The following is a 14527-nucleotide window of genomic DNA, read 5'->3' as shown; positions in this document are numbered from 1 at the left end:
GAGAACGCCGCCATGAAAACACCGGTCGCCCTTGCGCTGTCCATCCTCATCCTGCCCCTGTCGACGTCCGCCCTGGCGGCGGATCCCGCCCGCGACCGCCAGTCGATCCTGGCGATGCAGGGCGACTACACCGTCGATTTCGCCTTCGACGAAACGGTGCTGCTGCAGCCCGGTTACGAGCGCCAGTCGGCGATGCGCAGCGGCGGCGACGAGACGGTGATCCTCGTCGAGGACACGCCCCACCGCATCGTCCTGCAGCACATCCTGGTGGACGCGAAGAGCGGCCACGTGACCAAGCACTGGCGGCAGGACTGGTTCTACGAGGCGCCGACGCGTTTCGAGTTCACCGCCGACCAGACCTGGCACGTGCGCCCCCTTCCTGCCGACGCCACGCGCGGTGCGTGGACGCAATGCGTCTACGAAGTCAGCGATGCGCCGCGCTACTGCGGCACCGGGCGCTGGAACTACGCCAACGGCGTGGCCACCTGGACCAGCGACCTGAGCTGGCGGCCGCTGCCACGCCGCGAGTACAGCAAGCGCAGCGACTACAACGCACTGTCGGTGATCAACCGCCACACGCTGACGCCGAACGGCTGGACCCACGAGCAGTTCAACACCAAGGTGCTGCGCAAGCCCGACGGCACGGAGGTTGAACTGGCGCGCGAGTTCGGCTTCAACGATTACCTCAGGACCACCGAGGTCGACTTCACCCCCGCACGCGACTACTGGCGTGCCACAGCCGGCTACTGGGCCAAGGTGCGTGCGCACTGGAATGGCTTCCTGTCGAAGGCGCCGGGCGTGCGCCTGAAAACCAGGGTCGACGGCATGGCGATGATCGTTCCGCTGTTCACCCAGGCCGGCGAGGTGCAGGAAGGCAAACCGGTCGCGGATGCCGCCATCGCCAAGGTGTTCGCCGACTGGGTGGAACCGGCGCCGGTCGAACCGGCAGTCGTCGCGGCGGCTTCCCGCTGATGTTCTCTCCGGCACAGGGAAGTGCCGCCTTCCAAAAAAGACCCCCGCGAGGCGGGGGCAGGGGATTCACGCGGTTCTCTTCTCTAGTAATAGGTGTCAGAGCAGCGCGCCGCCTTTGCCGGCCGGTCGCGCAGGCGGTGCGGGCGGTGCGATGGGTCGTGCATCGCTGTCGTCGTCGAAGGTCTGCACGTTGCCGTCCGGGGTAACGATCATCACGCGGCGCTTTTCGACGATGGTCGGCGTCTCGCCCGCGCCGACGGCGACACGCGGCTTGACGGTGATCCGCGAGGTCGCAGGGAAACGGAAGGCCGATGCCTTGGGTACCGACACCGTGCTCGTCCGCGTCTGCCGATCGCGCAGGTACTCGACGGCAATCTTCGCGTCCTCCGGCTTGCCGCGCAGCGCCCGGGTGACGTCGCGCGGTGTCGTCACCGGCGTACCGTCCACCTTGCGGATCACGTCGCCGGCCTGCAAACCCTCCAGTTCCTCGCCGACGGTCAGCACCAGAACGCCCGCGTCGGTGCCGAAGTAGCGTCCCAGCGAGGCATCCACCGTGGCCAGGTTGAGGTTGCTCCAGCGGAACGCCTCGGCCAGCGCAGGCAGACGGCATTCCTCTTCCTTACAGTCGCCCAGCCTGCCGAGCTGGCGCAGCTCCCGCTGCACGTCGGGCGAAATGACGCTCGCGATCTGGTCCAGCGGCACGGGCATGCCCTCGATCTGCGGCATGCCGCCGTCGCTGCCGCGGAAGAAGACACTGCGCGGACCGGCGCTGCCGAAGGCGATGCGCGGCGATACCGGCGTCGGGGTGACGCTGGCATCGTGCGTCTTGCCATCGCGCTGGTAGGTGACCTGCACCGCCGTGTCGACCTTGAGGTCGGTCAGCAGTTCGCGGGCATGGGCGACGCGTGCGTCGGCGGTGTCGCCGCGGACCGGCTCGCCGGCCACGCGCAGCAGGCGGTCGCCCGCCTTCAACCCGGCCTTGGCGGCGCCGCTTTCCGGCGTCACGCCGGTGATGCGTACGCCGGCCGCGTCGTCGCCGGACAGCAGCACGCCCAGCCGCGGGCGACTCACGATGCGCGTGGCGATATTGATCGGCATGCGGAGGTCGCCGGAGCCACGCGACAGGTCGGCCAACCGCTTGGCCGCGCGCTCCAGGTCGGCGCGGGCGTCTTCGAGTTCCTTCTTCGTGACGGCTTCGTCCTGCTGCGCCAGCACCGGCAAGGGCGCCATCAGCGCAAGGGCCATCAGAGGGGCGGTAAGGGGCTTGAGCATCAGGGATCTCCTCGTTGCATGTTCCGGATCAATAGATGGCGGCGTCGGCGCTGTCGTTCAGCGCGACTTGCCAGTGCTGAGTGGCTTCCACGCCAGTGAGCTGGCGCAGGGTGTCCACGCGCTGTTCCCACAGCGCGGTGCGGGTGACGTCCGGCAACGCCGGTTGCGAGAGCGCCAGGTCGATGTGGGCGACCTGGTCCTGCAGGTCGGCACTGACCGCGAGCGCGGCGACGTTGCCGGTGCCGCTGTCGGGCAGATGCGCGAGCACGGCTTCCAGTCGCGCGGATTCGGTGTAGAGCGCATCGAGCCGCGCCGGTGCGGCATCGTGCCCGGCCTGCACGCGGGGTCGGGATGTGGCCGGTGCACGCGCGACCCTCGACGGCACGACGTTCGCGGTGGCGACCGAAGCCGTCGGCATGGCATCGGCTGCCGTCGGCAGCCGCTCGTCAGCCGGCGCAGGCGTCGTGGTCGCCGCCACGACGGCGGGGCGCTGCAATGGCGGCGGGGTGGTCTGCACGTTCCGCCAGTGCATCAGCGGGATGACGGCAGCGAAGAAGCCCGTCGCCACCAGCGCCAGCGCGGGCCGCCGCCAGCGGGCGCGACGAACGGAGGTCCGTGCGGGCGGCAAGGCGGCGGCGATGCGCTGCCACCCGCCCTCGGGTGGCGCCTCCAGCGGCAGGGCGCCGAATGCCTCGCGCCAGTCGCGCGGCATCGGATCGCGGCTACGGGAATCAGGCATGGACGGGTTCCTCGATGTTCAGCAGCGCCCGCAGGCGGCGGGTGCCGCGGGCGAGTTGCGACTTGGAGAAGCTGGGCGTGCGTTGCATCAGCGAGGCGATCTCGTCGTGGGTGTAGCCCTCGGCGTGGTAGAGCCACAGCACGCTGCGGGTGGCGGCCGGCAATGCATCGAGCGCACGCTGCAGCAGGGCGGCATCGGCCGCGGCCCAGGGCGGCAGGCCGCGATCCTCGGGCAGGTCGTCTTCGTCCACTGCGATCTCGGCGACCAGCCGCTTCTGTCGGCGCAGATGCAGCAGCGCCTCGTTGACCGCGATCTGGCGCAGCCAGCCCCAGAACGGACAGTCGGCGCGGAAATCGGGCAGGTGGTGGAACAGTTTCAGCATGGTGTCCTGCAGTACGTCGCCGGCCTGCTCGCGGTCGCCGCAGATGCGCAGCGCCAGGGTGAACACCGGCCGCTCGAACCGTCGGTAGATCTGTTCGAACGCCTCCCGGCAGCCGGTGCGCGCACGGGCGACCAGGCGGTCGGGGACGTCGATGGCGAATTGCGATCGGCTCAAGCGGGGAGGTTCTTCGGGTGTTCGAAGGTAGGGATGCGGCAGAAGGCAATACCGTCGCAGCATCCCGAAAGTTCATCGCTCACCGATCGGCGGCCGGGCGTCCCGATCCGTCCTGCGCCGCGGTCTATACTGGCCCGCATCGGGAATCACGAGGGGAACATCGATGTTCGAGACCAGTTTCGTCGCCATCGTACTGCTGGTGGCCGGCGTCATCATCCTGTTCAAGACGGTGCGGATGGTGCCGCAGGGTTACGAATGGACCGTCGAACGCTTCGGCAAGTACACCCATACGCTGGATCCCGGGCTGCACTTCCTGGTGCCCATCATCTATGGCGTGGGCCGCAAGGTGAACGTCATGGAACAAGTGCTGGACGTGCCCAGCCAGGACGTGATCACCAAGGACAACGCCGTGGTCAAGGTGGACGGCGTGGTGTTCTTCCAGGTGCTGGACGCGGCCAAGGCGGCGTATGAGGTGTCCAACCTTGAAGTCGCCACCATCGCCCTCGTGCAGACCAACATCCGTACGGTGATCGGTTCGATGGACCTGGACGAATCGCTGAGCCAGCGCGAGACCATCAACGCGCAGCTGCTCAGCGTGGTCGACCAGGCCACCAACCCGTGGGGCATCAAGGTCAACCGCATCGAGATCCGCGACATCCAGCCGCCGCGCGACCTGATCGACTCGATGGCCCGGCAGATGAAGGCCGAGCGCGAGAAGCGCGCGCAGATCCTGGAAGCCGAGGGTTCGCGCCAGTCGGAGATCCTGCGTGCCGAAGGCGAGAAGCAGGCGGCGGTACTGGAAGCCGAGGGCCGCAAGGAGGCCGCGTTCCGCGATGCGGAAGCGCGCGAGCGTCTGGCAGAAGCGGAAGCGAAGGCCACCGAGATGGTCAGCAACGCCATCGCCAAGGGCGACGTGCAGGCGATCAACTACTTCATCGCACAGAAGTACGTGGAAGCCTTCAAGGAGCTGGCTACCGCGCCGAACCAGAAGTTCGTGCTGATGCCGATGGAGAGCAGCGGCATCATCGGCTCCATCGCCGGCATCGCCGAACTGGCCAAGGAAGCGCTGGGCAAGCAGCAGGCCGCGCCGCCGCGCGTGCCGCCGCCGCGCGTGGGGGGCTGAGCCATGCGCTGGGACGTCGCGGGTTGGGCGGCGGTGGCGCTGCTGCTGTTCGCCGCCGAAACGATGGCGCCGGGCGCCTTCATGTTGTGGATGGGCTTCGCCGCAGTGGTGGTGTTCCTTGGCGTGCTGGTGGTGCCGGGGATTCCGTTGCTGGCGCAGGTCGCGGCCTTCGTGGTGCTCAGCTTCGTCTCCATCCAGATCTACCGCACGTGGTTCCGCGGCGCGGGGCGCCAGAGCGACAAGCCCTTGCTCAACCGCCGCGCCGAACAGCTGGTCGGTACGGTCGCCTTGCTCGACCAGCCGATCGCGGGCGGCCGCGGCCGGGTGAAGATCGACGACGCGTTCTGGATGGTGGAAGGTCCCGACCTGCCAGTGGGGACGCAGGTGCGGGTGGTCGCAGCGAACGGCATGACCCTGAAGGTGCAGGAGGCGTAAGTGGGCGGAACGGGGCTGGCGTGGTCGATGTCGGTGCTGGCACCGTTGTCGCTGGCCGCGACGGACCTCGTTGGCCGGGTGGTGCCGCCGTATCCCGCCGGGCTCGATGAACTGGGTGGCAGTTGCGTCTCCGACTCCCCCGAGCCGGCGCGTGTCTGCGACTACTCGGTCGGCGTGCTGGCTTCGCCCGCCGGCAATGCCGGTGGCGAACCCGTTCCCCGCTTCGTGGTCGCCGGCCAGTTCGCCGGCCGCGATGGCGCCCGCGCGCAGTGGCGCATCACCGATGCGCTGCCGTATCCGGTCGCACGGCCCGGCTATTACCTGCAGTTCGGCACCTGTCGTGTGAACGGGCGCGACGACGCGCGCGTGGCCGCCATCGTGCGCCAGCGCGACACCGCGACGGAATGGTTGAAGGACGTCGCCTGGGCAGGACGATTGAAACTGCCCGAGGGCCGTTTCGATCGGTTGGACGCGCGCGCCGTGGACTGCCTCAACGAGGCGTACGACGGTTTGTAGTAGCGGCGCACCGCGCTGGTGCGTTCTGGGATAATGCGCCTCTTTGTCCGTTCCGGAAGCCGCCATGACCCAGAAGACCATCCTCAACGACACCCATCGCGCGCTCGGCGCCAAGATGGTCGACTTCGGCGGCTGGGACATGCCGATCCACTACGGCTCGCAGATCGAAGAACACCACCAGGTGCGCCGCGACGCCGGCATGTTCGACGTCAGTCACATGACCGTGGTCGACCTGCGCGGCCCGCGCACGCGGGAGTTCCTGCGCCAGCTGGTCGCCAATTCGGTGGACAAGCTGCAGAAACCGGGCAAGGCGCTGTACACCGCCATGCTCAACGAGCAGGGCGGGGTGATCGATGACCTGATCATCTACTTCCTGGCCGAGGACTTCTTCCGCCTGGTGGTGAATGCCGCGACCCGCGAGAAGGACCTGGCGTGGATCGGCGCGCAGGCGGCCTCCTTCGACGTGCAGGTCAGCGAGCGTCCCGACTTCTCCATGGTCGCCGTGCAGGGACCGACCGCGCGCGAGCGCGTGCATGGTCTGCTGCGCGAGGAAGACCGCGCAAAGGTCGGCAAGCTGACCCGCTTCGCCGCGGCCGACGCCACCAGCACCGACGGTGTGCCGTTGTTCGTCGCCCGCACCGGTTATACCGGCGAGGACGGCTACGAGATCGTGCTGCCGCAGGCGCAGGCCGTGGCGTTCTGGAACGCGCTGATCGAGGCAGGCGTCAAGCCGGCCGGCCTGGGCGCGCGCGACACGCTGCGCCTGGAAGCCGGCATGAACCTCTATGGCCAGGACATGGACGACACGGTGTCGCCGTACGAAGCGGCGCTCGCCTGGACGGTCTCGCTGGACGAGGGGCGCGCGTTCACCGGTCGCGCCCCGCTGGAAGCGCAGAAGGCGTCCGGCGCATCGCGGCAGATGATCGGCCTGGTCATGGACGAGAAGGGCGTGCTCCGGCACGGCCAGAAAGTGCTCACCGCCCACGGCGACGGCGAGATCCTGTCCGGCACCTTCTCGCCGACGCTCGGCAAGGCCATCGCGTTCGCGCGCGTGCCGGCCGGCGACATCCCGCTGGGCGCCGGCGGCGACGTGCGCGTGGACATCCGCGGCAAGGAGGTGCCGGTGCGCGTGGTGAAGTTCCCGTTCGTGCGCGAGGGCCAGGCGCAGCCCGGCGTGCTGGAGTGAACGGCGTGCGGTCACTTTCCCCCGCGCATTCCTCCGCTAAACTATCTTCCCCTTCCCGAGCCACGCTGCGATCCGGAGCACCCCTATGAGCGAGATTCCTGGCGATCTGAAGTTCCTCAAGTCCCACGAGTGGGCCCGCCTGGAAGCGGGCGGCCGCGTCACCGTCGGCATTTCCGATCACGCACAGGGTCTGCTCGGCGACCTGGTCTACGTCGAGCTGCCCAACGTCGGCGACCGCATCGAAGCCGGCAACGCCAGCGCCGTGGTGGAGTCCGTCAAGGCGGCGTCGGACGTGTACAGCCCGGTCACCGGCAAGGTCGTCGAGGTCAATGCGGCGCTGTCCGACAAGCCGGAAACCATCAACGAGGATGCCTACGGCGAAGGTTGGATCTTCGTGATCGAAGCCGAAGAGCTGGACCAGCTCAACGAACTGCTGTCGCCCGACGACTACGCCGAGCTGCTCGAAGACGAAGACCACTGAGGTCGCCCACGGGCAGCCCCTCGCGGGGAATCGGTGACGGCGGAGTTCCTCCCCGGTCCCGGTTCCCCGTTTTTTTTGCGCCGTGGGGATGACGGCGAGCGGGGCGAAGAAGGCGAGGCGCCCGGCGATGCCATCGAGGCGGAACGCGATGTGCATGCCGGCGCACGCGGCGTTGGCGACCGACGAACGGCGAGCATGCGGCGGGTGGTGCCGACCGGAACGAAGGTGGTAGGGAGTGCATCGCCCGCGCCGCGCGAAGACGCTTCGCATCGTCGCGCGAGGCCGTCGACGCGTCGACAACGTCGTCGACGGACGGAAAAATCTTTGCGCATTTCCGCGCAATCGGGCTTGTGCGACGCGAAATCGGAAGGCCTTCCGGAAAGTTTTTTTTAGCCTGCGTTCAAGCCGTTGGCGCACGCGTCGGCAGGGTGCCGGTGCGCGCACCGTCGTGGCGGCGGTGCTGTCCGCGCAATGCCGCGAAGAAAAAAAAGCGCGTTTTACCGATGTTTTTTTTCAAGCCGATGTCCGTCCGGCAAATCCGGCGCGGTCGATCGTCGTGCGCCGCTGCCGTTGTCGCCGCTTTCCGATGCCGCCCCGGCATGACGGCCAAGGAAAAAAAGTTGCTCGAAGGTGTTGACACCTTGAAAAACCGTGATTAGGTTTCGCCCCAAGCAGCGCTTGCTGCGGAAGCGAGTGAGTCGAATCAACACGAAGGCGCGAGAGACAACACAGCCCATCGTCCGCACCCGGAACGCGGTGGACGCAGGACTCGCTTCCCCCGGAAAAACGCACCACCCCCTTTTCTTCGCACCCGTGTCGCCTGGCGACACGGGTGTTTTCGTATTTGTAGGGAGCCGGGTTTCGCACGCCCGGCACCCTGGGGAATCCGCATCGCCGCGCGTGTCGCGACGACGGCTGCCGACGGGTCCGACTCCCGCGGCGTTTCTTGCAGCTGGGCCTGCCTCCGGGCAGATGTGCTGTAGCCAGACGTAAAAATCCATAGTTCACTGACGAGGAGCCATCACATGGCAATGAAGAAAGCTGCGAAGAAGAAACCGGCCGCCAAGAAGGCCGCCAAGAAGGCCACCAAGAAGGCGGCTGCGAAGAAGACCGTGAAGAAGGCAGTCAAGAAGGCTGCCAAGAAGGTCGCCAAGAAGGTCGCCAAGGCCAAGAAGGCAGTGAAGAAGGTCGCCAAGAAGGCTGCGAAGAAAGTAGCCAAGAAGCCGGCGAAGAAGGCTGCCAAGAAGACCGCGAAGAAGGCCACCAAGAAGGCTGCCAAGAAAGTAGCCAAGAAGCCGGCCAAGAAGGTTGCCAAGAAGGCCGCCAAGAAGACCGCGAAGAAGGCTGCCAAGAAAGTAGCCAAGAAGCCGGCCAAGAAGGCCGCGAAGAAGGCCGCCAAGAAGCCTGCCAAGAAGTCCAAGAAGAAAGCGGCCCCCGTCGCGCTGCCGGCCACCCCGGCTCCGCTGATCTAAGCCCACCCCGGTTATCCGTAACACCATGGACTCTCTCCCTGTGCCCAGCGGGGGGAGAGTTTTTTTATGGGCGAACGGCTAGGCTGCCGTTCCCCGGATGCCGAGGAGGCGGCGCATGAAGTTCATCAGGTGGGTGCTGGCGGCCATCGTCGTGCTGGGACTGGTCTTCGTGGCGGGCGGCCTGCTGCTGCCGTCGACGACCCATATCGAGCGCAGCGTGGTCATCGACCGCAGTCCGTCCCAGGTCTTCGCCACGCTCGATTCGTTCGAGCGCTTCGCGGCATGGTCGCCATGGGCCGAGTACGATCCCCAGGCGAAATACACCTTCGAGGGACCTGCTCGTGGCGCGGGCGCGCGCATGCGCTGGGTGGGCAATCGTGCAGTCGGCAGTGGCAGCCAGGAAATCACCGCCAGCGAGCCGCACCGTCGGATCGTGGTGGCGCTGGACTTCGACGGCAGCCAGGCGCAGGCGAGCTACCTGCTGGCGCCGGAAGGCCAGGGCACGCGGGTGACGTGGGCGTTCGACAGCGCGCACGGGTTAAACCCGTTCAAGCGCTGGCTGGGCCTGGTGTTCGACCGCATGATCGGCGCGGACTACGAGAAGGGTCTGGCCAGACTCAAGGCCATGCTGGAAGCAGACCCGCGTTCCTGACGAAGGCGGCGGCCGTGCGCCGCCGCGACGTCGTCAGCGCGGCGATGCGGTAGCGCGCTGCGAGGACGTGCCGCTGTCCTTCCTGTCGGTGGCGGGCGTGCCATCCGGCGACTCGGCCAGCAGCAGGTCGTAATCGGCGGGCGTCTCGACCCATGGCTGGCCCGGCAGGCCCATCGCGCGATCGAGGATCGTCGGCAGCAGTCCGGACGGCAGCGAGCTGTCGCTGTTCCAGACCAGCGCCACGCCGAAGTCCTGGCCGGGCACCAGCGCGACCAGGCCGCGATAACCCTGCACCGCGCCGGCATGGAACACCACCTGTTGGCCCGCGTAGTCGAACACGCGCCAGCCCAGCGCGTAGCTGGCCGAGTGGATGCGTTCGCGACGCCAGCCGCCGCGCATCTCGCCCGGCGTGTTCACCACCGGCGAATGCAGGGTGGCCAGCAGCGGCGCGGGCAGCACGTCGGGGCGATGGCCGGTCTGGGCGATCAGCCATTGCGCCAGGTCGCTGGCGCTGGCGTTGACGCCGGCGGCAGGCGGCAGGCGGTAGTAGGTCGGTTTGGGCGTCAGCGACACCCAGCCGTTGCGGCTGCGCACGTGCGGACGTGCCCAGCGCGTGCTGCCCTCGATGCCTGCCAGGCCCATGCTCGCGTCGTTCATGCCCAGCGGCTTGAAGATGCGGCGATCCACCGCCTGATCGTAGAACGTGCCGGACGCGGCGAACACCACGTCGCCGATCAGGCTGAAGGCCACGTTCTGGTACGCGTAGCAATCGCCGGGCGCGCACTTCAGCGGCGCGTAGGCGAGCTTGCGGGCGACGTCGTAGTACTCGGCGTTCGCCTCGATGTCGCGGTCGAAGGCGTTGTGCGCCTGCAGGCCGACACTGTGGCTCAGCACATCGGCGACGGTCACGTGCGAGGTCGCATTGGGGTCGCGCAGCTGGAAGCCGGGCACGAACTGGTTGACCTTGCTGTCCCAGCGCAGCGAGCCGTCCTGCACCATCAGGCCGGCCAGCGTGCTGGCGAACGCCTTCGACAGCGAGGCCAGCCGGAACACGGTGTGCGAATCGACGGGCTGCGGATTGACGACGTCGGTGACGCCGTAGCCGCGCGCGCTGAGCACCCTGCCGTTGTGGACGATGGCCATGGCCAGGCCGGGCACGCGCTGGCCGACGGTCAGGTGCTCGGCCATGGTCTCGAACGCGCGCACGTCGAAACCGGCCGCGAGCGGCTGGATGTTCTGTCCCGGAAGCGAGGTGCGGTACGGCTGCGGCTGCGTCGGCGAGACGCGCGGCGCCATACTGGCCGCTCCACTGCCCGAAGTCGCGGTCGCCTCGGAGCCTGACGGGGAGGACGTCCAGCGCAGCGGCGTCTGCGCCGTGGACGACAGCGTCAACGGAAGCATCAGCCCGACCAGACCGATCCGGAAGATGTCCAGCGATCGCCGGCTTGTCTTGTGTTTCATCGTGCGTGACGCCTGCGTGAGCGGGGGCTGTCAAGGATCATAACGCCGCTTTTTTCGATTGCACAAACAACGAGAAGTTCAATGTCCATGTTGTTCATCCTGCTGCTGATGGCAGATGTGGCGGGCGTCCCAGTTTGCGGGGCTTGCCCACGGATCGACGCTCGATGAGCGCGACGCATGCGTTCATGCAGGCATGCGTGCAGGAGGACATGCAACTTCCGCGCCGATCCCTGCGTCATTCAGGCGCGGACGTGCGCGCAGTGACGCTATTCGACATGGTGGGCGCGTATTCAGCTGGATTCTCCGCGTCAGCTGAATACGCAGGAGAATCGCCTTCGCCCTCGAGAAGGCAGGCGATCGAGCGACGCGTCGCGCGGATCAGTCCGAGCAGACGAGCGCGGGGGCCTTGGGCGTCACCTGAAGCTGGCCGCCGGCCAGTGGCGGGATGCCGCGGATCAGGTCCGATGCCCGCTCGGCGATCATGATGGTGGGGGCGTTGGTGTTGCCGCCGATCAGCGAAGGCATCACCGATGCATCGATCACGCGCAGTCCCTCGATACCGCGCACGCGCAACTGCGGATCGACCACCGCGTCCTCGTCCTCGTCGTCGCCGATGCGGCAGGTGCCGACGGGGTGGTACACGGTCTCCGCCTTGGCGCGGATGAAGGCGACCAGCTCGGCATCCGAGAGGTCGTTGCGCGCGGGATGGATCGGTGCGCCACGGTACGCATCGAAGGCCGGCTGGGCGAACAGTTCGCGCGACAGCTTGGCGCACTCCACCATCATCTTCAGGTCGAATCCTTCCGGATCGCTCAGGTAGTTCGCCTCGATGCGCGCGTCGGTACGCGGATCGGCGCTGGCCAGCAGGATGCGGCCACGACTGTGCGGGCGCAGGAAGCACGCATGCGCGGTGTAGCCGTCGCCGGCCAGCCGGTTGCGGCCGTGGTCGTCCAGCATGGCCGGCACGAAATGCATCTGGATGTCGGGGCGCTCGTCCGGCGCCAGCGGGGAGCGGACGAAGGCCCCGGCTTCGGCGATGTTGCTGCTGCCCGGGCCACGGTGGCCGCGCAGGAAGTAGTCGAACGCGGTCCGGAGTTCGCTGGTGCGGTCGTAGGTGATGCGCTGGGTGCTGTGCTGCAGGGTGCAGATGTCGAGGTGGTCCTGCAGGTTGCGGCCGACGCCCGGCAACGCATGGCGTACGGTGATGCCGGTGTCCTCCAGATGCGCCGCCGGGCCGATGCCGGACAGCATCAGCAGTTGCGGCGAATTGATCGCGCCGCCACTCAGCAGCACCTCGTTGTCGCAGCGTGCGACGACCTCGTGGCCGCCGCGGGCGTAGGCCACGCCGACCGCACGTCCCTTCTCCAGCAGGATGCGGCGAGCCAGTGCGCCGGTGACGATGTCCAGGTTCTGGCGATCGCGCGCGGGGTCGAGGTAGGCGACCGCCGACGAACAGCGGGCGCCGTCCTTCTGGGTGACCTGATAGAGGCCGAAGCCGGCCTGCTCGGCGCCGTTGAAGTCGTCGTTGCGGGCGAACCCAGCCTGCACGCCGGCCTCGATGAAGGCGGCCGACAGCGGATTGGTGTAGCGCAGGTCGGCGACATGCAGGGGACCGTCGCCGCCATGCAGCGCATCGGCGCCACGCGCGTTGCGTTCGGAGCGGCGGAAGTACGGCAGCGCGCTGGCCCAGTCCCAGCCGTCGGCACCGGCATGGGCCCAGTCGTCGTAGTCCTGCGGCACGCCGCGGATGTAGCACATCGCGTTGATCGAACTGGAACCGCCCAGCACCTTGCCGCGCGGCCACCAGAGGCGGCGGTTGTCGAGGTGCGGCTCGGGCGCGGTGTCGTAGTTCCAGTTCACGCCTTTCTGGCCGACCAGCTTGGCCAGCCCGGCGGGCATGTGGATGAAGGGATGCCAGTCGCGCGGGCCGGCTTCGAGCAGCAGCACGCGGCACGCGGGGTCTTCGCTCAGGCGGTGGGCCAGGACGCAGCCGGCGGAGCCGGCGCCCACGATGATGTAGTCGTACACATGCTGCCCTGTAGCGAAGTCCGGCCGAACCTAGCGGCGGGGGATAGAGCAAATGCTCGGGCCATTGCAGCGGCGGGCGGGAGAGAGGGCCTGCATGCGTTTCCGGTCGCCGGGCGAGCATGAAACGCTGGCGATGTTGCAGTGCATCGGATACCTTGCGCGCCACAGGCGGGCGGTGCCCGCGTCCCGATGATGCGATCGCAGGCCGCGCCCCATGGACCCGTCTCCCCCAGCGATCTCCCGGTTCGGCCGATTCCGCGCGGCGGTCTCGGAGTCGCCGCCGCTGCTGTGGGCCTTCGTCTACTTCTTCTGCCTGCTCAGCGGCTACTACGTGCTGCGGCCGGTACGCGAGGCGATGGCGGCGTCCAGCGACATCGAAGCGGTGTTTCCTCCTGCGCTGATCGCGTTCTTCGCCGGCCGCGGCATCGCGCTGGGCGAGTTCACGCTGCAGTTCATCTTCAGCGCCGTGTTCCTGATCATGCTGGTGCTGCAGCCGGTGTACGGCTGGCTGGTGAGCCGCTTCCCGCGCCGGGTCTTCCTGCCGGTGATCTACGGCTTCTTCATCGCCACGCTGCTGGTGTTCTACGCCATGTTCGACAGCGGCATCGCCGGCCGCGGACTGGCCTTCATCCTGTGGATCACGGTGTTCAACCTGTTCGCGGTGGCCGTGTTCTGGAGCTTCATGGCCGATGTGTTCACCAATGTCGAAGCGCGCAAGTACTACGGCTACATCGGCGCGGCCGGCACGATGGGCGCGTTCCTCGGCCCGGCGCTGACCAAGGCGCTGGTCGTGCGCGTGGGCATCCCCAACATGATGCTGGTGTCGGCGTTCCTGTTCTCGGTCTGCGTGCTGTGCATCTTCAGGCTGCGGACCTGGGCCGTGGCACGCGAGGCCGAGCGGCGCCAGGCCAGTGGCGAGATCCCGATGGGGGGCGAGGTGCTGGCGGGACTGAAGCTGATCGTGCGCGAGCCGCTGCTGCGCTGGCTCGCCGTCATGGTGGTGATGGGGGTCGGCGTGGGCACGCTGCTCTACAACGAACAGAATGCCATCGCGCGCACCATGTTCACCTCGGCCGAGGCCCGCGCCGACTATTTCGCCACGCTGGACCTGGCGGTCAACTCGCTGACGCTGGTGGTGCAACTGCTGCTCACCCGCACGCTGCTGTCCCGCTTCGGCATCGCGCCGGCGCTGCTGATCCCGGGCGGCGCGATCATCCTCGGGTTCTCGATCCTTTCCGCGTCGCCGCTGCCGATGATGGTCGCCATCGTGCAGGTGGTCACCCGCGCCAGCGAGTTCTCGCTGGCCAAGCCGGCGCGCGAGACCATCTACACGCGCGTGGGCCGCGAATGGCGCTACAAGGCCGGCGCCGCCATCGACACCGTGATCTACCGCGGCGGCGACCTCAGCTTCGTCTGGCTGCACAAGCTGCTGTCCGCCTTCGGGTCGAACGTGGTGTTCGGTGCCGGCCTGCTGGTCGCCAGCGCCATGACCTTCAGTGCGTGGCGATTGCTGCGCGAGGAATCGAAGCTGCCGTCCGAGCGGGCCGTCGCCGCTACGCCGCCGGCCGCCGCCAAGGCCTGACGCGGGCTGGCAGACGCAGGGTCACGCAGCCGCTATGCTGCCGCGATACGAC

15 protein-coding genes are annotated in these 14527 nt (G+C 67.9%); 10 read left to right on the top strand and 5 right to left on the bottom strand.

Going from position 1 to position 14527, the window contains the following annotated elements:
• Positions 1 to 12 precede the first annotated feature (12 nt).
• Positions 13 to 972, top strand: a complete 960-nt coding sequence (locus ASD77_RS02085) for a DUF6607 family protein (protein ID WP_055936644.1) — start codon at positions 13 to 15, stop codon at positions 970 to 972.
• A 96-nt stretch (positions 973 to 1068) separates the two neighbouring features.
• Here ASD77_RS02085 and ASD77_RS02080 read toward each other — a convergent pair whose 3' ends face one another.
• The 3 genes from ASD77_RS02080 to ASD77_RS02070 are packed head-to-tail and all read right to left on the bottom strand — an operon-like array spanning position 1069 to position 3539.
• Positions 1069 to 2244, bottom strand: a complete 1176-nt coding sequence (locus ASD77_RS02080) for a PDZ domain-containing protein (RefSeq protein ID WP_082563076.1) — start codon at positions 2242 to 2244, stop codon at positions 1069 to 1071.
• Positions 2245 to 2272: 28 nt separating this feature from the next.
• A complete protein-coding gene (locus ASD77_RS02075; RefSeq protein ID WP_156383429.1) occupies positions 2273 to 2983 on the bottom strand; it encodes a hypothetical protein in 711 nt (236 codons plus the stop codon).
• Entirely contained in the window at positions 2976 to 3539 is a 564-nt protein-coding gene (locus tag ASD77_RS02070; protein WP_235578449.1) for a sigma-70 family RNA polymerase sigma factor, read from the bottom strand. The genes ASD77_RS02075 and ASD77_RS02070 overlap by 8 nt, the downstream gene beginning before the upstream one ends.
• 163 nt (positions 3540 to 3702) lie before the next feature.
• Between ASD77_RS02070 and ASD77_RS02065 the strand changes: the two genes are divergently transcribed.
• The 8 genes from ASD77_RS02065 to ASD77_RS02035 all read left to right on the top strand — a co-directional run bounded on the left by ASD77_RS02065 (position 3703) and on the right by ASD77_RS02035 (position 9404).
• Entirely contained in the window at positions 3703 to 4662 is a 960-nt protein-coding gene (locus ASD77_RS02065) for an SPFH domain-containing protein (protein WP_055936637.1), read from the top strand.
• Between the two features lie 3 nt (positions 4663 to 4665).
• Positions 4666 to 5097 carry an NfeD family protein gene (locus ASD77_RS02060; protein WP_055936632.1) on the top strand — a complete coding sequence of 144 codons (432 nt, stop codon included), beginning with the start codon at positions 4666 to 4668 and terminating at the stop codon, positions 5095 to 5097.
• The gene (locus ASD77_RS02055) at positions 5098 to 5613 is read left to right on the top strand and encodes a hypothetical protein (protein WP_055936630.1); all 516 of its coding nucleotides are present in this window, start codon (positions 5098 to 5100) and stop codon (positions 5611 to 5613) included.
• Positions 5614 to 5677: 64 nt separating this feature from the next.
• Positions 5678 to 6799 carry a glycine cleavage system aminomethyltransferase GcvT gene (gene gcvT, locus ASD77_RS02050; RefSeq protein WP_055936627.1) on the top strand — a complete coding sequence of 374 codons (1122 nt, stop codon included), beginning with the start codon at positions 5678 to 5680 and terminating at the stop codon, positions 6797 to 6799.
• A gap of 85 nt (positions 6800 to 6884) precedes the next feature.
• Complete coding sequence (gene gcvH, locus ASD77_RS02045; protein ID WP_055936625.1) at positions 6885 to 7280, top strand: glycine cleavage system protein GcvH; 396 nt, start codon at positions 6885 to 6887, stop codon at positions 7278 to 7280.
• A gap of 235 nt (positions 7281 to 7515) precedes the next feature.
• Positions 7516 to 7917, top strand: a complete 402-nt coding sequence (locus tag ASD77_RS17975) for a hypothetical protein (protein WP_156383428.1) — start codon at positions 7516 to 7518, stop codon at positions 7915 to 7917.
• Positions 7918 to 8305: 388 nt separating this feature from the next.
• A complete protein-coding gene (locus ASD77_RS02040) occupies positions 8306 to 8752 on the top strand; it encodes a hypothetical protein (RefSeq protein ID WP_055936622.1) in 447 nt (148 codons plus the stop codon).
• Positions 8753 to 8867: 115 nt separating this feature from the next.
• Complete coding sequence (locus ASD77_RS02035) at positions 8868 to 9404, top strand: SRPBCC family protein (protein WP_055936619.1); 537 nt, start codon at positions 8868 to 8870, stop codon at positions 9402 to 9404.
• Between the two features lie 33 nt (positions 9405 to 9437).
• Here ASD77_RS02035 and ASD77_RS02030 read toward each other — a convergent pair whose 3' ends face one another.
• Both ASD77_RS02030 and ASD77_RS02025 read right to left on the bottom strand, forming a co-directional pair.
• Positions 9438 to 10865 (bottom strand): serine hydrolase domain-containing protein, encoded by a 1428-nt coding sequence (locus tag ASD77_RS02030; RefSeq protein WP_055936616.1) that lies wholly within the window; start codon positions 10863 to 10865, stop codon positions 9438 to 9440.
• Positions 10866 to 11243: 378 nt separating this feature from the next.
• A complete protein-coding gene (locus ASD77_RS02025) occupies positions 11244 to 12893 on the bottom strand; it encodes a choline dehydrogenase (RefSeq protein WP_082563073.1) in 1650 nt (549 codons plus the stop codon).
• Between the two features lie 214 nt (positions 12894 to 13107).
• Here ASD77_RS02025 and ASD77_RS02020 point away from each other — a divergent pair, with 214 nt between their 5' ends.
• On the top strand, positions 13108 to 14475 hold the full coding sequence (locus ASD77_RS02020) for an MFS transporter (RefSeq protein ID WP_055936613.1): 1368 nt from the start codon (positions 13108 to 13110) through the stop codon (positions 14473 to 14475).
• Positions 14476 to 14527: the final 52 nt, after the last annotated feature.

Origin of the sequence: Pseudoxanthomonas sp. Root65 (assembly GCF_001427635.1) — a bacterium.
Lineage (GTDB): Bacteria > Pseudomonadota > Gammaproteobacteria > Xanthomonadales > Xanthomonadaceae > Pseudoxanthomonas_A.
The sequence above is the reverse complement of the archived record's forward strand: the minus strand, read 5'-3'. Positions and strand labels throughout refer to the sequence as shown.